This is a genomic window from Caballeronia choica (assembly GCF_001544535.1).
Taxonomy (GTDB): Bacteria; Pseudomonadota; Gammaproteobacteria; order Burkholderiales; family Burkholderiaceae; genus Caballeronia; species Caballeronia choica.
The window spans coordinates 1-20,999 of the sequence record NZ_FCON02000134.1; the positions used below are offsets into that span (position 1 = coordinate 1).

14 protein-coding genes and 3 pseudogenes are annotated in these 20,999 nt (G+C 58.1%); 4 read left to right on the forward strand and 13 right to left on the reverse strand.

Annotated features, from left to right (window positions below; all coding sequences use genetic code 11):
* Nucleotides 1-850 (reverse strand): annotated as a pseudogene (locus AWB68_RS47185) (hypothetical protein); the annotation flags it as partial.
* A 627-nt stretch (nt 851-1,477) separates the two neighbouring features.
* Between AWB68_RS47185 and AWB68_RS49895 the strand changes: the two are divergent.
* On the forward strand, nt 1,478-1,684 hold the full coding sequence (locus tag AWB68_RS49895) for a phage tail assembly chaperone (RefSeq protein ID WP_087648732.1): 207 nt from the start codon (nt 1,478-1,480) through the stop codon (nt 1,682-1,684).
* A 1,091-nt stretch (nt 1,685-2,775) separates the two neighbouring features.
* On the opposite strand, the gene AWB68_RS34335 is transcribed toward AWB68_RS49895, so the two are convergent.
* The 10 genes and pseudogenes from AWB68_RS34335 to AWB68_RS34380 all read right to left on the reverse strand — a co-directional run bounded on the left by AWB68_RS34335 (nt 2,776) and on the right by AWB68_RS34380 (nt 14,818).
* Nucleotides 2,776-3,192, reverse strand: a complete 417-nt coding sequence (locus tag AWB68_RS34335; protein ID WP_087648733.1) for a PAS domain S-box protein — start codon at nt 3,190-3,192, stop codon at nt 2,776-2,778.
* 64 nt (nt 3,193-3,256) lie between these two features.
* Nucleotides 3,257-4,411: a cytochrome P450 gene (locus tag AWB68_RS34340; protein ID WP_087648734.1), complete on the reverse strand. Its 1,155-nt coding sequence runs from the start codon at nt 4,409-4,411 to the stop codon at nt 3,257-3,259.
* A gap of 317 nt (nt 4,412-4,728) precedes the next feature.
* A complete protein-coding gene (locus AWB68_RS34345) occupies nt 4,729-5,139 on the reverse strand; it encodes a ribonucleotide reductase subunit alpha (protein ID WP_087648735.1) in 411 nt (136 codons plus the stop codon).
* A gap of 56 nt (nt 5,140-5,195) precedes the next feature.
* A pseudogene (locus AWB68_RS34350) lies at nt 5,196-6,414 on the reverse strand (MFS transporter).
* A gap of 143 nt (nt 6,415-6,557) precedes the next feature.
* Nucleotides 6,558-7,355 carry a peptidylprolyl isomerase gene (locus AWB68_RS34355; RefSeq protein WP_087648736.1) on the reverse strand — a complete coding sequence of 266 codons (798 nt, stop codon included), beginning with the start codon at nt 7,353-7,355 and terminating at the stop codon, nt 6,558-6,560.
* Nucleotides 7,356-7,370: 15 nt separating this feature from the next.
* On the reverse strand, nt 7,371-8,057 hold the full coding sequence (gene narI, locus AWB68_RS34360; RefSeq protein ID WP_087648737.1) for a respiratory nitrate reductase subunit gamma: 687 nt from the start codon (nt 8,055-8,057) through the stop codon (nt 7,371-7,373).
* Between the two features lie 69 nt (nt 8,058-8,126).
* Nucleotides 8,127-8,783, reverse strand: a complete 657-nt coding sequence (narJ, locus tag AWB68_RS34365; protein WP_087648747.1) for a nitrate reductase molybdenum cofactor assembly chaperone — start codon at nt 8,781-8,783, stop codon at nt 8,127-8,129.
* 27 nt (nt 8,784-8,810) lie between these two features.
* Nucleotides 8,811-10,352, reverse strand: a complete 1,542-nt coding sequence (narH, locus tag AWB68_RS34370) for a nitrate reductase subunit beta (protein WP_087648738.1) — start codon at nt 10,350-10,352, stop codon at nt 8,811-8,813.
* Nucleotides 10,349-14,173, reverse strand: a complete 3,825-nt coding sequence (locus AWB68_RS34375; RefSeq protein WP_200828874.1) for a nitrate reductase subunit alpha — start codon at nt 14,171-14,173, stop codon at nt 10,349-10,351. The genes narH and AWB68_RS34375 overlap by 4 nt, the downstream gene beginning before the upstream one ends.
* Nucleotides 14,174-14,494: 321 nt before the next feature.
* The gene (locus AWB68_RS34380; protein WP_125483132.1) at nt 14,495-14,818 is read right to left on the reverse strand and encodes a hypothetical protein; all 324 of its coding nucleotides are present in this window, start codon (nt 14,816-14,818) and stop codon (nt 14,495-14,497) included.
* A 947-nt stretch (nt 14,819-15,765) separates the two neighbouring features.
* Here AWB68_RS34380 and AWB68_RS34390 point away from each other — a divergent pair.
* Entirely contained in the window at nt 15,766-16,473 is a 708-nt protein-coding gene (locus AWB68_RS34390; RefSeq protein ID WP_087648741.1) for a succinate dehydrogenase/fumarate reductase iron-sulfur subunit, read from the forward strand.
* A 349-nt stretch (nt 16,474-16,822) separates the two neighbouring features.
* Nucleotides 16,823-17,218: a DUF488 domain-containing protein gene (locus tag AWB68_RS34395; RefSeq protein ID WP_087648742.1), complete on the forward strand. Its 396-nt coding sequence runs from the start codon at nt 16,823-16,825 to the stop codon at nt 17,216-17,218.
* Between the two features lie 311 nt (nt 17,219-17,529).
* Here the strand turns inward: AWB68_RS34395 and AWB68_RS34400 are convergent, their stop codons facing one another.
* Complete coding sequence (locus AWB68_RS34400) at nt 17,530-17,961, reverse strand: PAS domain-containing protein (protein ID WP_087648743.1); 432 nt, start codon at nt 17,959-17,961, stop codon at nt 17,530-17,532.
* A 461-nt stretch (nt 17,962-18,422) separates the two neighbouring features.
* A pseudogene (locus AWB68_RS47190) lies at nt 18,423-18,625 on the reverse strand (chloride channel protein); the annotation flags it as partial.
* A 1,626-nt stretch (nt 18,626-20,251) separates the two neighbouring features.
* Between AWB68_RS47190 and AWB68_RS34415 the strand changes: the two are divergent.
* The gene (locus AWB68_RS34415) at nt 20,252-20,506 is read left to right on the forward strand and encodes a hypothetical protein (protein WP_087648745.1); all 255 of its coding nucleotides are present in this window, start codon (nt 20,252-20,254) and stop codon (nt 20,504-20,506) included.
* Nucleotides 20,507-20,999: the final 493 nt, after the last annotated feature.

Here is a 20,999-nt window from a genome sequence, read left to right on the forward strand (position 1 = left end):
CAAGAGAAGGCTCGGCTCGCGCGCAGGCAAGAGCAGATTGCGAACAATCGACATGGTCGACCGCGTTGACCAACAAGCCGCGCTTCAATTGCCGGTTAGATTTTACATAAAACGATTTGTCCCCGTTTTGACATGAATATTCAAACCAAGGATGGGTAGTCGTTGCGGACCCGCTGCTGACAAAGCGAGTGCGGACGCGCCCTCGTGTTCGTCGCGGAGATTCGGACGAGAAAACGAGGACGGCAACCCGCGTGACGGCGTGTTCGCTATAGGCCCAAGAAGTATTCCTCTGCACCATCTGCCGGAGTTGTTCCGACGATGCCGGAAGCGCTGTCGGCAACTCGCGCAGGACTTCGCTCGCTCGCGCGTAGCTGGTTGCGAAGCCACGCAGATCCTGTCCCCGGCCGGCCGGCAAGCGCCGCCGAGCGATCGCTAGTGCGACATTTCGCTCGATCAACGCCTCTTGGCTGGCGATACAGGCGACGCACAGTTCGCGGCACGCGGCTGAAAGACCCGCGATCGCGCGTAGCGCCGACACAATCGAAATCGTCGCGTAGCCGCCGGGCGGGATGCGCGCGAGAGCGCCTGCGCCCAGTGTCGAATCGGCTTGCAGCGAGTTGAATACCGCGCGACCCCGCAGTTCCCGTTCGGTGGCGATAGCCGCCCGCCGTCGTTCGGCGGCCGCGCGCGGCGGTGTCCATGATTCTTCCATCGGCGACGAGTAGCGCGCATTCGCATCCGAGCCTGAAACAATGCCAATCCGCGCCGATATAGCCAGCGCCTCGCGCGCGGTCCTCGAGCACCCGCTGCTGGAGGGAATCGGGCAGGAGAGGATCGAGTGGCACGGCATCGCACATGTCCGGCTTGCCCCTTGCATGAATGCTGCACAAACCGGCGCAGTCGAGCGCGGGACAGCGGCCCGGCCGATGGATAGTTGTACCCTTGCGCCGTGATTGACAAGAAGTCGCCTGACCGGTCGCCGAGCGGGAAGAAGAGGGCGGCGGCGAGCGCGTTGGAGGCCGTGACATCTTGTTCGCGCCGCAGCGTGTCCTCCGCCCGAAGCCGCGTCACGCGACTAATCGCGATGCAGCCGACGAACGGTTCGCAATGCCGGAAAAGTTCGCGCAGCGACATCGCGGGCGGGCTGTTACAGCACTTGCCGCAGGCGGGCAGGAGAACGAAAACGCTTCACCATGGCCGCCGCACCGAATCCTGATAGCGCACGAGAATAAAGAGGCGACGGCGTCCGACTGATATTTTTAGTTGCACCACAGCCGTGACCGTTACCCTGCGACAAAATGCGCATCGACAGCGTATCGAAAACATCTATCCTGTACACATCAGCGACGCAAAAGGAACACGCTTTCGCAGTTCCCTATCGCAGGGCGTCTAAATTGCCCATGAACCAACGTACGGTAAATAAATCGTTGGCCGCTTGCGGCATACGCGAGAGCTCTCAATCCGTGAGGAGAAGAAAATGCTCAGTCCACATGAGTTCGCAACCTTGATGCTTGTAAGGGAGGCACCGGATCAAGCCGACCTTAATCGCGCCGACCTGGACGCCTTGTTGGAGCGTCAGCTCGTTGCGTTTGAGAAGCTTACGTCTGGGTGTACGTATCTTAACATCACCGATCAAGGACATTCATTCCTCAAAGCCTTGACACAGCGCGCCAAGCGCGGATAGTCAGGCATCCACCTGAACCACAAACAGGAGACTGCGTTTTTTCTCACTCGACGCTCTCGTTAGTCTGGCGATGTATTATAAGTAGTACATAAAATAAAATACATATACGCGGACGTAACTCTGATGTCCGTCTCGGGTCGAACGCTATCCCCTCGCGATGATCTCAAGAGAAACGCGTGATGTCGGACCTTTACGAGCACGATGCCACGACGAACACACTGCCATTCCTGGCGCGATCTGGCGCACCGGACGAGGGGGGCGACATACGGGTATCCTCTTTGGGTTCAAGATGCGCACTGCATCATCTGTGCTTGCACGGCGGCCTTGACCCGGCTGACCTTGATAAGCTCAACGCCGTGAGCCGGGGCATCCGCTCAACTAGGCGAGGTCAGGCCCTGTATCGTATGGGAGACGCGTTTAGGAATCCTATGCTGTACGGCAGGCTCGTTCAAGTCCGTGGTCATGCACCGTGATGGCCGGGAACACGTAACACTACCTCGCCGGCGAACCACTCGGCATGGATGGAGTCTGTGCGGATCGACATACCTACAACAGGATCGCGCCCGAAGACCGCCTGGCCTGCATCATGCCTCTTGACCTGATCGAACTGCTATGCAGTGAAATCAGCTCCGTACAGCGCCATGTTCACAGAATCACGGAATCACGAGCGCCGAGGCTGTTCGAGAATCGGGCTTGCTAACCAATGCTCTTGCCTCCATGAATACCGACGAACGGCTCTCGGCGTTTCTGCTGGATATCTCCGCGCGGCTGCAGCTCGGCGCTATCGAGGCTCATCGAGGTGCATGGCAAGCAGATAGTATTGTCGATCGCGGCGGCCTCGAGGACATCTGTACCTGTCAGAACCGATGTACGCGATAACGACGTGCAGCGGATTCACGACGCGAAACGCATGCCGGCGTACAGGGGCGCTCAACTCACGTTTCAACTGGCGTGCCAGTCCATCTGACGTGTGACCGTGGCCGCTGATCGGGAATCACTCCGATTTCACGGCGATGCTCACGAACGACTAGCGCCGCTTGACACAGCAGCGGCACACGAAATGACCGGGCAACGATTGATGCCACGCCGCACTACATCTCGCCACCGTCGCGAGCGACGGATTTCTCCCGTTCGACACGCGCAGTGACGTCCCGCGCTACTGCAACCGAGCCAAGCACCTCGCCCTTCGGATCGCTCACTATCGAGAAGGTCATTTCGACGTAGAGTTTATGTCCGGTCTTGTTGATCGCACGGGTCAACGTTGCGCGGCCATGCAGCCTTGTGCAACCACTTGCCATCGCCGCTTCGTAGCCGCGCCAGTGTGCGGACCGCAGATGTTCAGGGATGATCAGGTCGAGGTTCTGGCCCAGCGTCTCCGTGGCACTGTAGCCGAACAGCGCCGCGGCAGCACGGTTCCAGCGCACGATCGCGCCGGATCGGTCCGCATAGATGACGGCATCAGCAGTTTGTTCGATTATCCATTCCGCCAACGCGGGCGTGTCTTCCATGATGTGACTCCTGAGTGCTTCAAGGGCGCGACGGAACTTCGAGTGGGCGCCCGGCCGAGCGGCGTTACTCGATCCACAACGGCAATGCAGCGAAACCAGCGGCCGGATAAACGGCGTTCGCGGGGGGACGGTCCGCCACGAGCGCAATCCAGTTTGTGTGCGCGAGCAGTTCTTCCATGGCAATGCGCAGTTCGAGCCGCGCGAGCGGCGCGCCCGGGCAAGCATGAATGCCCGCACCGTATAGCAGGTTGCTGGCCGGGTCGCGATCGAGCCGAAATCCATCCGGGTCTCCAAAGACCGTCTCGTCCCGGTTCGCGGATGCCCAGATAAGTGTGATGCGCTGACCAATGGGCACCACGCGACCGCCGAATTCGACCGGTTTGGTGGTTACGCGGCGGTTGGCGATGAGAGGCGCCCGGATCCGCAATATTTCGTCAATGGCGCCTGGCAACAATGACCCCTGCTCTCGCAAGAGTTGCTGGACCTCGGGATGCTCGGCAACATAGTGAGCGAGAATCCCCACGCATGCCGCGATCGTGCCGAGTTCCCCGACGGTCCAGTTGCGCAGGATGCTGACGATTTCGTCGTCGTGCAACAAGCGATTCCCTATCCGGTCGCGCGCCAGGCTGCTCGTGATATCGTCCGGCGCATCGTTACCCGCTTGACGCCGGTGCGCCAGCAAACCTCTGATGTGAGTGTCAAATTCGAGGGCGACGCGGTCGAGTGCGATTTTGTCGCCCGTCAGGGTGGCTTCATGATTTTTGCGAATCCACTGAAGAAGGGGCGCGTGCAAATCCTTTGGCCAGCCCAGAAAAGCGCACTGGATCTGCGTTGCAAAGTCTTGTGCAAACTGGGCATTGAGTTCGACTTCGCTGCATCTCGAAAGTCCTTTTACAAGACTGATGGCAATCTCCCGGCACACCGGCTCGAAGACCGTCATCCGCTGCGGGCTGAAATAAGGTTCGATAATGCTTCTGTACTGGGTGTGCTCAGGAGGATCCATGCCATTGGGCACGGAGAGATAGCTCGAGACTGCACTGCTGAACGTTTCAGGATCGTTGAGCACGCGCATGACATCTTCATGGCAGAACAGGGATAAGTGCAAGTACTCACTGTGCGCGACTGGACAGCGACGTCGCATGTCATCATAAGCCGCGGCCTGATCGTGCGCGATGACGTCGGACCTGGGATCCCAATCGTCTACCACTTTCTCGTTCATGTCTATCCCTCGACTGTTCCCGGCATCGCTTGGCCGGTGCGTCGTCGCTTCCCCGGCTGCGCCTGTCACGGCCGTGCCCGCTGGACGCGCACTTCTGAACAGGATCGCATGGTCCCCTCGTGCGCGCGTCAATTACATTACCGCTTTCTTATAACGGACGCTTGGATTTCATGGCTTGATTCCGGTCGTTTCCGAGGTTCCAGAGTGTCCCGTAAATCCGTAATTACGCCTCGCAAGCGCCCGTTCCGGCTTCGCTTTGACCCGCTTCACGGCGAGCACTTCACTGGTGAGGTCATGGCAGTCAGCAAACGATATCTTCAAGCCGGACCCAATAGCACCGGTTGACCGTGCGTATCGAATGGAATAAACATGCCGATGGACCCAGCTTTGATCGATTCCACCATCTTGTTCAATGGCGCTTCAGCGTCTTCAGTCTTGGGCGCACGTCCGTCTTTACCCGAGAGGGCCGCGACGAAGACGATCGTCCATGCCTGGAGAATCTGGCGCGATTCTTCGAGCAGATCGTCAAACGTGCCGAGTTCTTCAAGCGTCTTGTCGAGGCACATCACTGGTGTCAGGGCGCCACCCTCACCCGCATCGAAGCGGGTCCGCTGTTCGGGAGTACAGTCTTCGGGCAATTCAACCGTGGTAAAGACGAACAGCAAACGCTGAGGTTCTGCTTGTTGCCGTGCGGCGCGGACCAGCTCGTCAAAACTCGAAATGCTCATAATCAAACATCCAGGTGGTGTCGTGTCTGTAGGGCGCAATGGAGTTGTCAACTAACTCAATCACTGCTGAGTTGGCCATCGATACGCACCTGTCGCACACTGGATTGATACAGCAGAATCAGGGACACCCAGACAATGCCATACAGGAACATGAAGCAACTCGAGCGAACGCCCAGCCAGTCTAGAATAGCACCGAACAGAATGGGTAGTAGGAAGCCCCCCAGTCCACCAGCCAGTCCGACGATTCCGGTGACGACGCCCATTTGCTCGGGAAAGTCGTCAGCGACGTATTTAAATGTCGACGCCATACCGAATGCGAACACCGTGCCGAGAACGAACAATAGCCCGATGAACATTGGCACCCCCAGATGAATATGAAAGCTGCGCGGGCCGCCAATCGTGTTCACCACGAAAGAGGTATCCGGGTACGACAACAGGAATAAGCATACCCACGCGACCCACAATCCCCACCAAGTCACCTTATGCGCGCCGAAGCGGTCGGCCAGGGTGCCGCCGAGCGCACGCAATACCGATCCGGGCAGTGAGAAGCCGGCGGCTAACGCGGCGGCGGTGACGACCGAAAGGCCAAATTCACCCTTCAGGTATTGCGGGATCCACAGCGACAACGCGGTGAAGCCGCCGAAGCAGATCGAGTAGTACTGGCAGTACTTCCAGATTTTTGGATTCTTGAGTACCAGGAACTGTTTGTACCATGGCCCGGATGTTTTACCGGCGCCCGGGTCGGTAGCGGAGCCAAACCAGAAAAGAAGTGCGGTCACGAGGAGGGCGACTGCATAGATTTTCGGAATGGCTCGCCATCCCCAGGCCGCCTGCAGCGATGGCGTGATGAATAGGTTCACGGCGGCGCCGGCCGTTCCCGCGCCAAAGAATCCCATGGCAAAGCCACGCTTTTCGGGCGGGAAGAACCGCGCGACATACGGCGTACCCACCGCGAACGATGCGCCGACTGCGCCGAGACACAGGCCGATCGCGAGGAACTGCCAGAATGCCGTCGCGTACGAGATCAGGAACACCGGGATTGCACAGAGGATCAGCAACATCGTCATGACCACGCGACCGCCGAAACGGTCGGTCCAGATGCCCAGCGGTAGGCGCAAAAGTGCGCCGGTCAGGACCGGCGTGGCCGTTAGCAGCCCGAACTCTGCACTGTTCAGATTAAGCTACGGTCCGTAGCTCGATGCCTAGCACGCCGAACATCATCCAGACTACGAAGCAGACGAGAAATGCCAAAGTCGTGACGCACAGAATCAACATCGGGCTTCTTCGTGAGCTCATGGCTGCTCCAGATCAGGGCACCAGGGATGGCAGTTCGCACTAAGACACCATCGATCGGCGTGGGGGCAATCGGGTGTACCAAATGCAGACGACGACCTGGGGGAAGCAAATACCGCGAATCGCTATTGCAACAACAGGCCGGGACGAACATCCAGCGAAATGCCGCGCAGTTCGGCGCTAGACGCGAGCAGGGTCAAATATTGCTGAATCGACTTGTGCCGGACATGCTCCGAGAGATAGCGTCCGATGGTCGCTTGCACCGCTTCGAATGGAAGGGGCGCACCTGCGATACGACGCTCCACCCAGACAATATGAAAGCCATAACGTGTATTGACGAGCCCCGGTAGAAGGCCGATGGACTGGCTGTCGAAAACTGCCGCCTCGAATTCCGGCACGCTCTCGCCGCGGGTCAACTGGCCCAGATTCCCGCCGACCTGTCCGGACGGGCAATTGGATAGCGTCCGGGCGAGCGCATCGAACCGATCGTGATGCTGCGCAAGCTCGCGGCGCGCTTCTTCAGCGCGGGCGCGGACTCGTGTCATTGCTGCCTTTTCTGTCAGTGCGAAGAGGATGTGACGCGCAAAGACCAGGTCCGGACTGCGGAATTTCTGCGCGTTCGCTGCGTAATAACGCTTGCATTCTTCGTCGGACGGTAACGGGGTCGTGCATTCCATTTCCAGCAGTCGATCAACGGTCTCATCGTCAAGATCGGCGGGCGTCGCCAACAAACCCGCTGTCACGGCCCGCTGGACAAGCAGTTCACGCACGACCAACGTTCGACGCGCAGCCTGGTCGGGATCCGCCTCGTCCGCGTGCAACGCGGATTCGGCCGCGATTGCGGCGGCATTGATCACGGCACCGTTGACGCTGAGCTCGTCACTGTTGGGTGTCTGGGGTGAGATAACACTATTTGCCGACATGGGATATTCCTCGAGTTAGCGCTTACGGACGATCTGGTGAGGCCGAACCAGAAAGCCCAGCGTGGCCATGCCGCTCCAGATGTGGACGAGGCGGGTAAACGGGGAAATGAGAAAAATCGTAAAGCCAAGCGCGATATGGATTTTGTAGACGAGCGGCGCCTGAGCAATGAGATCCGCGGCACCGGATTGGAACGTGACGACGCCTTTCACATAGTCGCTCAGGGTTTCGAACATTGCGCCGTCCATATGGGACAACGACAGTGGTATGGTGGCCAGTCCAAGCGCCAGTTGCAGCCACAGTATCGCCAGCACAAGAATGTCCGCATGGGCGCTATTAATGCGAATTCGCGGATCGGACAGGCGTCGGTACAGCAGGATCGACAGGCCGACGATCGCGACAATGCCCGCGATGCCGCCCGCCATCACCGCGAGCCATTGATGCTGGGATGCGTTCAGAAATGGCGACACCATCCAGTGTGGCGCAAGGAACCCCGCGAAGTGGCCGCCGATGACGATCAACACCCCGATGTGGAACAGATTGCTTCCCAGGCGCAATTGGCGACGTCTGAGCAATTGCGACGAATCGCTCTTCCATGTGTATTGCTCGCGATCGAAACGGATCAGGCTGCCGAGTAACCAGATCGCGAGACAGACGTAGGGATAAATACCAAACAGAAGCGCGTTGATGAAGTGCTGACTCATAAGGCTTCTCCAACAAGGATCCTGCTCTCGAATGCACGGAATAGGAACGTGGCAATTGCCCGTCCCTGGCTAACGTGGCGGTCTTTTGTCGTAAAACTGGACGGGCTGCGCGGAAGCAGGCGCTTGCGCACCCAAGAAGCTCACGGGTTCCTCCTGCCACTCGCGATCGAGCGCTTCGCCATCTACTTCGCGCTTCGCGGTGGCGTCGCATACAGTCGGGCTCGCATCCATCAGCGGTGCCTCGCCAGCGAGCGGCAGCAATGCGGCAATGGCTGCGAAATAAGGCGTCCCACGCTTGGCTAGTTTGGCTGCAATCTGCCGGTTGATATCGGAAATTTCGCCAAGCAGCGCGTACGCTTGCGCCGGCGTTTCGTGAGCCAGGAATTCCAGGAAGACGGGTAAGTAGTCTGGCAACTCGCCGGCGCGGAGAAACAGCCCCTTCGCCTCGTACATAGCGAGCAGATCTACCATGGCCTGCCCGCGCTCGCGCGACTCACCGTGTACGTGTTCAAACAGATAGAGGGAGGTTGTCTTGCCGCGGTCGAATGTTTCGACGTAGTCTTCCTGCAGATCCAGCAGGGGCCGCGCCGACAGCCGATCAACCAGGTTGATCAAGGCTAGGCGCGTGACGGGCGGGAAGCCGCGATGCTTGGCGAGCGCGGTGCGAATCTCGGCGAGGGCTTCGACTAGCGCTTGATCGGGGTAATCCAGCAGTGCGCCCAACATGCTGAAAATCTGTCCGTTGTCTTCCACTTATTCACCCGCCGCACGAATTGGAATTGTCTTTCGTTCCTTGTTGATCCCCTTGCGTCCGCCGAACAGGCTGGTTTCCGTTGTGCCGTCGGAACACCCGTTGCCAAACGAAAAGCCGCACGATGCGCGCAGGTTGAACGCATCCTCAGCATATTCGCGATGCGCGGTGGGGATCACGAATCGGTCCTCGTAGTTGGCAATCGCCAGATAGCGGTACATCTCGTTGACTTGCGCGCTACTCAGATCGACTTCGGTGAGTAGCTCTGGGCTCTCGCGACGCTCGACATGGCGCTCGCGCATGAATGCGCGCATCGCCAGCATTCGTTTGAGCGCAAGTCGTACGGGCGCTTCGCGCCCGGCAGTGAGCAGGTTGGCCAGATAGCGCAACGGGATGCGCAAAGAATCGACGTCCGGCAGCAAGCCTTGCATGCCAAGCCGGCCGTCGTTGGTGGCCGAGTTGATCGGTGACAGGGGCGGAACGTACCAGACCATCGGCAAGGTCCGGTACTCGGGATGAAGCGGAAAAGCGATCTTCCACTCCATCGCCATTTTGTACACCGGTGAATGCCTCGCCGCGTCAAGCCAGTTGTCCGGCACGCCATCGCGAGCCGCCTGTTCACGGACGCCCGGGTCGTTCGGATCGAGGAAGATGGAAAGCTGCGCTTCGTACAGATCTTGTGGATCCTTGACCGATGCGGCTTCCTGAATTCGGTCAGCGTCGTACAGCAGGACGCCCAAGTAGCGGATTCGGCCGACGCAGGTTTCTGAGCACACCGTTGGTTGGCCCGCCTCGATACGCGGATAGCAGAATATGCACTTTTCCGACTTCCCGCTTTGCCAGTTGTAATAGATTTTCTTGTAAGGACATCCCGACACGCACATCCGCCAGCCCCGGCACTTGTCCTGGTCAATCAGAACGATGCCGTCTTCCTCGCGCTTGTAAATCGCGCCGGAAGGACACGAAGCCACGCAAGAGGGATTCAGGCAATGCTCGCACAGTCGTGGCAGGTACATCATGAAGGTGTTCTCGAACTCCCCATAGATGTCGGTCTGCACCTGATCGAAATTGTAATCTTGACTACGCTTTTTGAACTCTCCGCCAAGAATTTCTTCCCAGTTCGGACCCCACTCGATTTTCTCCATCCGCTCGCCGGTGATCAGAGAACGCGGTCGGGCGACCGGACCGACCTTGACGTCGGGAGCATCGTGCAAATGCGCGTAGTCAAAGGTGAACGGCTCGTAGTAGTCGTCAATCTCCGGCAGGTTCGGGTTGCCGAAAATATTGGCGAGCACACGCCACTTGCTACCGGCGCGAAGCTCGATCTTGCCATTCGTCTTGCGCTTCCAGCCGCCATTCCAGCGATCCTGGTTTTCCCAGTCCTTGGGATAGCCGACGCCAGGCTTCGTTTCGACATTGTTGAACCACGCATATTCCATCCCCTCGCGCGAGGTCCAGACATTTTTGCAGGTGACCGAGCAAGTGTGGCAGCCGATGCATTTGTCGAGATTCATGACCATGCCGATCTGCGCGCGGATTTTCATCGCTTCTCTCCAGACTCGCTATCGGCCATCGCGAGCGTCGGCGCGCCGTGGGCGAGGGTGTGTTGATGGCGGGCGGCCTCGGCCGACGATAGCACCGACGCGGGCGTCGACTCATCCTTCCAGTCGACCGTGTTCATTTTGCGTACGATCACGAATTCGTCGCGATTGGAGCCGACCGTCCCGTAATAGTTGAAACCGTAGGAGAGCTGCGCATAGCCGCCGATCATGTGGGTTGGTTTCGGCATGACGCGCGTGACCGAATTATGAATGCCTCGTACCCCGGACACTTCGGATCCCGGCGTGTTGATGATCTTTTCCTGAGCGTGATACATCATCACGGCACCCATAGGAATTCGCTGGCTGACCACGGCTCGGGCGGTTAGCGCACCGTTCACATTGAACGCCTCAATCCAGTCGTTATCGACCACGCCAATTTTTCTGGCATCGATTTCGGAAATCCAGACGATCGGTCCGCCGCGCGACAGCGTCAGCATCAACAAATTGTCGGTGTAGGTGCTGTGAATGCCCCACTTCTGATGAGGGGTCAGAAAATTCAAGGCGATCTCGAGGTTTCCGTTCGATCGGCTGCCAGCCATGCCCGCAGTGCTGCGCGTGTCGATCGGCGGTTTATAGACACACAGCGACTCGCCAAAATCGCGCATCCATGTGTGATCCTGATAGAGCTGTTGGCGCCCAGAGAGGGTGCGCCAGGGAATCAGCTCATGCACATTCGTGTAACTCGCACTATATGACACGTGTTCGGATTCGATCCCGCTCCATGTCGGCGAAGAGATGATCTTGCGCGGTTGCGCTTGGATATCCCGGAAACGGATTTTTTCGTCCTCACGTGCGCGTGAGAGATGACTGTGATCGGCGCCCGTGAGTGCCGACAGTGCCTGCCAAGCTTTAATCGCGACGGCGCCGTTGGTTTCCGGAGCGAGCGACAGAATCACCTCGGCCGCATTAATCGCGGAAAGGATCTGCGGTCGCCCTTGCGATACGCCTTCGTCGATGACCGGATAATTCAATGCGCGAAGCTGTTCGATTTCTTCGCCGGTTTGCCACATGATCCCTTTACCGCCGTTGCCGAGTGAATCGAGCAGCGGTCCGAGCGATGTGAATTTGCGATAGGTGTTCGGATAATCTCGTTCGACGATTGCAACGCTCGCCATCGTTTTTCCCGCAACCGGTGCGCACTCATCGCGCCCCCAGTCGGCGATCCCGTCGGTTTGCGCGATTTCGCCGGCACTGTCGTGTTGGAGCGCCGACAGCACAACATCGTGTTCGACACCCAGATGGCCCTCGGTCAGTTCAGAAAATTTTTGCGCGATGCCCTTATAGATGTCCCAATCGCTTCTGGATTGCCACGCTGGGTCGACGGCGGCCGACAGTGGATGGATAAAGGGGTGCATGTCGGACGTATTCATATCGTCCTTTTCGTACCAAGTCGCGGTCGGCAGCACGATATCCGAATACAGGCACGTGGTGGACATCCTGAAGTCGAGTGTCACAACCAGATCGAGCTTGCCCTCGGGGGCTTTTTCGTGCCACTTCACCTCTTTGGGCAGGATCCCGGCGCTCGCGCCCAGGTCTTTTCCCTGCACGCCATGCTCGGCACCGAGCAAATGCTTGAGGAAATACTCGTGTCCTTTGCCGGACGATCCGAGGAGGTTCGAGCGCCAGACAAACAGGTTTCTCGGAAAGTTTTCCGGTGCGTCGGGATCGATACACGACATCTCAAGCGAACCGTCCTTGAGGCCTTTCGCGACATACGCGGCGGCGTCAGAGCCGGCTGCTGCCCTGCCGAGCTCAAGCGGATTGGTCTTGAACTGCGGCGCCGACGGCAACCAGCCCATCCGCTCGGCCCGGACGTTGTAGTCGATCGGGCTGTCGGCGAACCGGCTGCCATCGACCAGCGGCGACAGTAGCTCGGTGACTTTCATCGTTTCATAGCGCCATTGATCGGTATGCGCATAGAAAAACGAGGTCCCGTTCATGAAGCGTGCCGGCCTGTACCAATCGGTCGCAAACGCAAGCGGCAGCCAGCCAGTCTGCGGCCGAAGCTTTTCCTGTCCGACATAGTGCGACCAGCCGCCGCCGGATTTGCCGACGCAACCACACATGACAAGGAGGTTGATGATCGAGCGATAGCTCATGTCCATATTGAACCAGTGGTTCAAGCCGGCACCGAGAATCACCATCGACTTCCCCTCGGTTTTGTGGGCGTTGTCGGCGAATTCGCGCGCAACGGCGATGACTTCCTGCCGTTTGACACCGGTAATCCTCTCCTGCCAGGCAGGGGTGTACGGTACGTCGTCGTCGAAACTGGCCGCAACGTTCGGGCCGCCGAGTCCCTGGTCTACACCATAATTGGCAATGAACAGGTCGTAGACCGTCGCGACCAGAATATCGCCGCCGCGGGTCACGAGCTTGCGTACGCCGATGCGGCGCGGCAATACGCTCGCATGGCCGGTATGCGTGAAGTGAGTATGTTCGACGTTGCCGAAATAGGGGAAGGCGATGTCGATCGTCTCGTCGTGCGTTTCAACGAACGACATGACCGGTCGAATCGGATTGCCGTGGACATCCTCTTCTCTCAGATTCCATTTGCCGGCGTCGCCACCTTCCTTTTGCCCCCAGCGAAAACCGATCGATCCGACCGGCGTCACGAGCTTCCCGCTCAATTCGTCGAACGCGACTGTTTTCCAGGCGGCGTTGTTGACTTGACCGAGCGCGTCATCGAACTCGTCCGATCTCAGGAGTCGCTCTGGCACATAGTACTCGCCCTGCTTGACGATACGAACGAGCAGCGGCATGTCGGTATAGCGTCTGCAGTAGTCCGCGAAATACTCACTCTTACCGGCGACGTGAAACTCTTTGAGCACGACGTGACCCATGGCGAGACCGAGCGCTGCATCAGTGCCTTGCTTGGGGTGCAACCAGATGTCACCGAACTTCGCGCCCTCGGCATAGTCCGGAAAGATCGATACAACCTTGGTACCACGATAGCGTGCTTCGGTCATGAAGTGGGCGTCGGGGGTGCGCGTTTGCGGCACGTTGGAACCCCACATCATGATAAAGGTCGAGTTGTACCAGTCTGCCGATTCCGGCACGTCGGTCTGTTCACCCCAGGTCTGCGGCGAGGCGGGCGGCAAGTCGCAATACCAGTCGTAAAAACTCAGACTGACGCCGCCGATCAGTGACAGATAGCGGCTGCCTGCCGCATAGGAAACCATCGACATCGCGGGTATTGGAGAAAACCCGATGACCCGGTCCGGGCCGTGTCGTTTGATGGTATGTATGTTTGCGGCCGCAATCATCTCATTTACTTCATCCCAGCTTGAGCGAACGAAGCCACCCAGCCCGCGGCGACGCGTATAGGACGCGCGGGTTTCCTGATCGTCGACGATGTTGCTCCACGCCTCCACCGGCGCGAGCGTCAGACGCTTTTCGCGCCACTGTCTGAGCAGTGCACTGCGCACCAGCGGATATTTAAGACGATTTGCACTGTAGAGATACCACGAGTAAGACGCGCCGCGTGCACAGCCCCGGGGTTCGTGATTCGGCATATCGGGACGGGTGCGCGGGTAATCGGTTTGCTGGGTCTCCCAGGTGACAATGCCGCTCTTGACATAGATCTTCCATGAACATGAACCCGTACAGTTGACGCCATGCGTAGAGCGCGCAATCTTGTCATGCTGCCATCGTTGGCGATAGGCATCCTCCCACCCGCGGTCTTCATGGGTTGTCATCCCATGGCCTTCGGAGAACGTCGGCCTCGATGTGGAGAAGTATTTCAGGCGATCAATAAAGTGGCTCACGTGATCGCCTCCATAGCGCGCGTTGGTCGGAGTCTACTCGTGTTATACAAATTTGTGGACACCCTGATTGTTTCCATGACACTCGCCGATACATCGAACATTCCGCGCCGGGATACTTGTAGCTTCTGGAATGAGGAATCGCTATTTTTCTCGACCCACGCGAGGGCTGTGTCTCACGGGCTTCGCATAACTAATCCTCAGATCGCTGGACCTGTACGGCGGAGCAAGCTCATCGTTAGCACGGATCTCCTGCTATTGAACTCTCTGGGTGCCATACTCGGAGGCCGCGTACCTATCCTGCGTTGTCACTGTGTCACCCTGTCAGTCTGCTTTACCATCGATACGAGACGCAGTCAGAGAAGGCGCGTATTGCATCAGGTAAGCGATTAATGCAGCAGACCAACATTGGCCAGTTACGTCGAGGCAGACTGCCGTTGCGCCATTAGCAGCCCAGGGCCCGTACACCAATACCGTTGCGGCGGCGATCATCAGCCAATAGTTCGCGATCTGCACGGCAGTAAGCTGAAAGCCCACCACAATCGCGGCGACAAAGCCGAAAACCATATTTCGTAAGCGTGCCAGATCACACCGTTCATAGCCGGCAAAGAGCCGGTGACGCGGCGGCCATGCAACGCGATCAGCCAACACTATCGCCACGACGCCAAAAAGCCCACCACCCAGATGGAAACGGCCGAAAGCCCAGATGCAGCACGGGAATACCCAGCGACGCTCGTGTAGGTCGCGGTTCTGTCGTCGGTTCGCTGGTTTTCAGCCTAGCTGTCCAACAATATGCTTCTTCAATGAATCGCAACCGGTAGCGCGGCAGGTAGCTTGCCGAGTTGAAGTAGACCACGCTGCGCTATCGCGTCGACGCATGGTGATATGGAAAGCCAAAAATGACGTCTGCAAATTGACTTAGGTCAATGATTTGGGTCGAAGACCCGGCTCATTCTGGATTAGCAACATTGCGAAGTCCGTCGCGTGAACTGCCCACTATGTTGAAACCATCGGGCGCGGTAGCATATTTCATTATAGATCACGATGTGATATACTCTAAAGGGATTAGACCATCGAACATCTGCACGCACACAAGATGTACGTGCGGCTTCGCACGCGCTTCACTTGGACAGGCGCGAAGCTGGGGAGAGAACGTGTTGCCCGCCGGTCTGGCCAGGAAATCGAGGAGCAACGAGCAACACTGATTGAGAAGTGCCATGAACTCCTCTGGGATCTGGAAGCGGCGGCCCGCGAGGAAAGCATGTCACAGGAACTGCCGAAATCCACGTGCGTCTGCACGCGGAGCTGCTGCGGCATAACGTGGTTGTAGGGGAGATGACGCTGTTGCCGGCGGCGATGCTCCTTCTCGACGAGGAAGACTTCCTCGCGCTTATGCTCTCGACGCGTGCGGTCAACCAGAACCGCGGTTTCGGTCGCGGGTCGACGAACGGCTCTATCGGCTCCATCGTGACTGTAAGGGAGGTGGCCAGCAACTGCGACAATCCGGCCCTTGAGCACGGCCAGGCACCTGGTAGTCGGGACGGCCGTGAGTCGCACCGCCGACCTGCGAACGGCACGACCAAACTGAGATTTAAGTGCGCGACAAACGTGTCATCGAGATTTATCGCTACGACCCGGACAAGGATGTCCGGCCCCACATGCAGCGCTTCGAGTTCGACATCGATCCGCACGACCGGATGCTGCTGGACGTCCTCATCAGGCTGAAGTCGTTCGACGAGTCGATTTCGCTGCGGCGTTCGTGCCGTGAAGGCATTTGCGGCTCCGACGCCATCAACATCAACGGCAGGAACGGTCTCGCATGCCAGGTCAATATGCAAGATCTGCCGTCGCGGATCGTCCTGCGGCCGTTGCCCGGGCTGCCCGTGATTCGTGACCTGATCGTCGACATGACGTCATTCTTCAATCAGTATCACTCGGTGAGGCCGTATCTGATCAACGATACGCCGCCGCCGGAACGCGAGCGCCTGCAAAGCCCCGAAGAACGCGACCAGCTCGACGGATTGTACGAATGCATCCTGTGCGCGTGCTGCTCGACGGCGTGTCCGTCGTACTGGTGGAATCCGGACAAGTATGTTGGACCGGCTGGCCTGTTGCAGGCTTACCGGTTCATTGTCGATTCGCGCGATATGGCCACCGGTGAGCGACTCGATAATCTCGAAGATCCGTACCGACTCTTTCGTTGCCGCTCGATTCTGAACTGCACGGACATCTGCCCGAAAAACCTAAACCCCGCCCTTGCGATCGGTCAGATCAGGTCGATGCTGACCCGCCGCGCGGTGTAATGTCGGCCCAGATGCCAACCGTCGGCTCAACGGTGCATAGAGGGCGGCCTTTCTATCCAACGATCGGGCATGCGAGCAGATGTCAAGGTTGTGTGCGCCCACAGGGACATTTTGGAGTCGTTTGTCGGGGTCATCGCGAACGAAAACGGTCTGAGCATTTCAGCAACACGCTCTCGCCTTCGTTCCGTTATCGCATCCGTCACATCGCAATCACCGTGGTTTGAACGGCACCCGTGGTTCGAAAGTGAATTCCTTCGCATCCTGCGCGAGAGATCGACCTGCTCGTGGCGCATGGTCGGCAGCGGGCCAGGTAGCCCGTTTCGAGACGTCCATCTGAATGGAGCACGGAATGCCGCATGCGAACCGAAACAGGTTGATGATTTTGGTCAAGCGAGCGTACGAGGATGCGACACCGGAAGACGGCTATCGCGTCCTCGTTGACCGCCTCTGGCCTCGCGGACGCAGCAAAGAGACGCTTGCACTTGCTCAGTGGGCGCGCGACGTCGCGCCAAGCGCGGCCTTGCGCAAATGGTTTGGACATAGGCCGGAACGATGGGAAGCCTTCCAGCAACGCTACCGGCGAGAACTCGATGCTGAAGAACAGCAGCAGCGCATGCGGCGTCTCTTGGCTGATACGAAGGGACAGCCAATCACGCTGGTCTATGGAGCGAAGGACGAGGAGCATAACCAGGCCATCGTATTGCGCGATGTCCTTTCGCACCTACTGGAAGGATCCGACCGTTGACCTTTTTCATATTCTAGTGTGTGCCCTCGAATGGAACGACTCTTCGTCCGCGGGCGACAGCGGTTCGCACATAGTGCGAGTCTCACATGAGTGAGTTGGCGTGGATTGGAGATCTGGCTCGCGCCCGCCACGTTCGCTATGACGACGCGCTGCTCGCGGGAGACATTGACGCCGATACGCGTTGGTGCGCATACGCTGTCTGGTAATGCGACGCAGCTTCGCTGGCGCCGCTCTGGCTGTCGAAGTGAGACCGGCACAATGCGCTAAAGCGGACTGTTGATCGGTGATGCCAGGAAGGCACAATCCTCGCTTCATGGTGCCAGTCCAGTCCTCGCGAGTTGGGCCTTCAGCGTGCGCATCTCGTCATAGCGCTTCGTCACGTCCCGCATGATGGCCGCCATTCCGTCGACGCGCCCATCGTGGTTCTTCAACGGGACGATTGAAAACTCTATCGAAATTCGAGCGCCGTCTTTACGTATCGCGGGTACCAACAACAAATCCCCGCGGCCGTAGTGGCTCTCGCCTGTTTGCATCACCCGACGATAGCCGGCCCAGTGACGCTGACGCAGATCCGGCGGGATAATAATGTCCAACGATTCCCCCACCGCCTCGCTGCTTGCGTAGCCGAAAATCCGTTCGGCGCCCTGGTTCCAGAAGTGAATCGCGCCGTCCTGATCGGTTGCAATGATTGCCTCAGACGCCGTGCCGAGGATTGCCTGGGTTAATATCTTGTCGAAGACCATCGTCAACCTCCTTGGTGCGAAACCTGCTTCGTCGCCGCCCCTGCTGCCGACCGCCCCGGCGCCCGAGCGGGATCGGGTCGATCATCAGGGAACGATACATCTAATGCATTCTAAGCCACATGTTCGGCCTGGTCTTCGCTGATAAATCAACCGGCTTTGAAGGATGTCCCGGATGCCATTCGGCGCGGCTCAATACCGTTGGGGCGGTCGCCTACGTGTTCGGCGCATTAGTCGGAGCGAACACCAGATCTACCCACCAAGCCTGCGCGAAATTTTGAGCCGCCGCTCATGCGAACATCCGGAGACGACGATCCGGCGGGTTAAAGGCGTTCGACTGGCCGAGTTCGACATATCGTCTTTTCTGGCTTCGATGGGTTGACAAAACTACGGGGACCGACTCAGGTTAAAGTTGAAGGCCGAACACGTCGGCGCGAACCGACCGTGCCGACGATCGTCCAGCTTCACCACCCGGTGCGACCGACCGGCGGAAAGCGCCTTTTAGCTGCGCCAAGTCGTATGCGCCGAAAGCGCTCGCTCTCTTGTGTTCCTCATTGAGGCGCGCAAGCGTCGGTTTGACCAGATCGCTGCGCGACACGATTCCGATCGGACTCAGAGTTTGAACATCGAAAACGACCGGCAGCTGCTCCAGTTCATGAACGGCTAAATTGTGTCCAGAAGCGGCGTGGAGCACGTTTTGGTCGGATTGAAAAGACTGGGCAATCTGGATTATATTTGACGTTGTGATACATTGAGTGAACGCCGGGCAGTTAAATCGAGATGGCAATAGCGCGTGGGATGCGCTTGCACGCAGAAAGACAGTCGACGCGAAGTCGATTCGAATTCAGCGGCTATGCCCACCCCCCTTTGTGAAGGGGGTCAATGTGACGATTCATTATAGTGAGGTGCATCGTGACCACGTCATCATCGTCGGCCAGGGCGATAGCGGAACATTTGAGATCACAATTCAAGACCTGAGAAGTCGTGAGTCGTGAGGTTACCGCCGCGTCGCAAGACGTGGCCGATGCAAGTGTCAATCGTCGTCATGATTCGTTCGAAGAAGCACTCGATCGTGTACTCCAGATACGCCAAAGATGCATTGCTCGCGTCCGGTGATCCCGAATAAAGAGGAGAGTGATCCCGATGGTGGACTTGAAGCTGACGTCGAGATCGACGCAAGGCAATGGCCGCACGCAATTACGATTCTCGTAACACGGCGGCGGCCGCTGCCGAAATGCAAGCACTGCTCGAGGGAAAGTTGGACGAAATGCCGGAAATATGTCGCGTCATCTTTACCCCTACATATATTTCCGGACGCCACGGTCCGCCGCCGACATTTCACACCAAGGGCCTGCTTCGTGCGTCGCTAGCGCCGGACGTCGATCTGACGTAGCCGGCCTGTTTCAGTTTGGTGGCACCCAATGCGACCGCGTGATTTCCGGAGTGCTACGACGGCTAGCCGACGATAGAAGACCAGGGTAGTGCGGACATTAGTCGCGTCGATTGTCCGCCGCTTCATTTCGGCTGGAACTCGGCCGCATATCGCCGAGAAGGTCAAAAAAGGCAACGAGATGAGCAAGCCGCTTGAGCACCGAGGCAATAGATCGACTGTGCTCGCTGAAACCGTTCGCTATGTCTGGGTGATACCGCTCATCGTTGTGATGGCGTCGAGTTCAAGTGCAGAACCGCGGACGATAAAAATCTTGTCGGGTACATATGGTCAAAACTGTGGAGCACCTCATGGCAACGCGACCCGTGATTTCGCCAGTCGGTGCAATGGTCGTGATACTTGTCAGTACATTTTGCACGAGACATTCACGACAGATTCAGCCGCGCGGTGCCGGAAGGACTTCCGTGCGGAATGGCTATGCACTGACACCGAATTTCACTTCGCCGAATTGAGCGCCGGGGCGCGACCGGGCGACACACTGGTACTGAGTTGCGTTGCAGACACTGGCGAAGGTAAGTAGCGACAGCCACCCAGGTGAGAAACAGCGCATCGGGTATTGAACGCATCCGCTCACGACATCGCGAAATTTGGGCAGGAGGCTGCAAATTCGGACGCGGACGACCACGCCGACAAGCTCGCCACTGCCGAAGCGCGCGGCGGCTGCATCGTCCGAATTCCAGGGGATGTGTCGTCGCGTCCGATGAACCGCCAAGCCACATCTTGGTGGGTCGACGCTCCCCGCCGGCCTCGCTGCGAAGGGATAACGCGCGCACCGCTGCGCGACTGAGAAAAGGTTCGCGCGTGACCTCATGTTAGAGTTCCGATGTTCAAGGGGAGGATGCAATGCTTCATGCAAAAGTATATAAGTTTCAGTACACACGTCGGCAGGGCAAGCGTCGTACTTACGACGTAATGCTAAACGTTTTGCAGCGAGAATCTGGCGTGTTTTCTTACGAGTCGTGGGTTCATTTCGCTCACGAATTTAAAGGCAACGGACTTGTTTTCCCTCTGGTCGCCAGAACGACGACTGATGCCGAGGTGGAAGCGCGGGAACGTATCGAGGACAACATCGAGAACTTGGCTGGCGTCGCAGAGTGAGTTATTCATGCAACTGCGCTCTGATCCGATGAGCGTACCTCTGAGCACGTCGGTCACGCTTTCAAAGACACGCATAGATAACGATCCGTATGCTAGTACAACCCGTATATGCCCTTGAATAGTTAATGCCTTGGCTAACGTGTCTGGATGAGCCAAGGCCGTCATGCAACGCTAGTGAAGCCGGCGAAGAACGAACGAGAAGAACCGCTGTCGCTAATGGATCGGATGACAGCAGTCCGCCGACTGTTGTGGCGCGCCTCACTGCGCTCAGCCGCAAAGGTTATAGTGCCGCTTTTCGCACCCACAGTGGCAGATGGGAATCGCTGCCCGCACAGGTTCGCTAAACGAGTGACCGAGATCGGCGTCGCGCACCTGCAGCCGGCCAAATATTAAACATATTCTCGGGATGTTGGATTAGTCGTACATGTATCTGCGCGACCATGCAAGTGAATCGGCTTGCGCGCCCGCCTTCCGACAAACGATTTGGTAAATC

Bases quoted from the DNA above. Each gene is read 5' to 3' on its own strand.
- AWB68_RS49895 (WP_087648732.1), top strand. From the start codon at position 1,478: ATGCTCAGTCCACATGAGTTCGCAACCTTGATGCTTGTAAGGGAGGCA.
- AWB68_RS34335 (WP_087648733.1), bottom strand. From the start codon at position 3,192: ATGGAAGACACGCCCGCGTTGGCGGAATGGATAATCGAACAAACTGCT.
- AWB68_RS34340 (WP_087648734.1), bottom strand. From the start codon at position 4,411: ATGAACGAGAAAGTGGTAGACGATTGGGATCCCAGGTCCGACGTCATC.
- AWB68_RS34345 (WP_087648735.1), bottom strand. From the start codon at position 5,139: ATGAGCATTTCGAGTTTTGACGAGCTGGTCCGCGCCGCACGGCAACAA.
- AWB68_RS34355 (WP_087648736.1), bottom strand. From the start codon at position 7,355: ATGTCGGCAAATAGTGTTATCTCACCCCAGACACCCAACAGTGACGAG.
- narI (WP_087648737.1), bottom strand. From the start codon at position 8,057: ATGAGTCAGCACTTCATCAACGCGCTTCTGTTTGGTATTTATCCCTAC.
- narJ (WP_087648747.1), bottom strand. From the start codon at position 8,783: ATGTTGGGCGCACTGCTGGATTACCCCGATCAAGCGCTAGTCGAAGCC.
- narH (WP_087648738.1), bottom strand. From the start codon at position 10,352: ATGAAAATCCGCGCGCAGATCGGCATGGTCATGAATCTCGACAAATGC.
- AWB68_RS34395 (WP_087648742.1), top strand. From the start codon at position 16,823: ATGCCGCATGCGAACCGAAACAGGTTGATGATTTTGGTCAAGCGAGCG.
- AWB68_RS34400 (WP_087648743.1), bottom strand. From the start codon at position 17,961: ATGGTCTTCGACAAGATATTAACCCAGGCAATCCTCGGCACGGCGTCT.
- AWB68_RS34415 (WP_087648745.1), top strand. From the start codon at position 20,252: ATGCTTCATGCAAAAGTATATAAGTTTCAGTACACACGTCGGCAGGGC.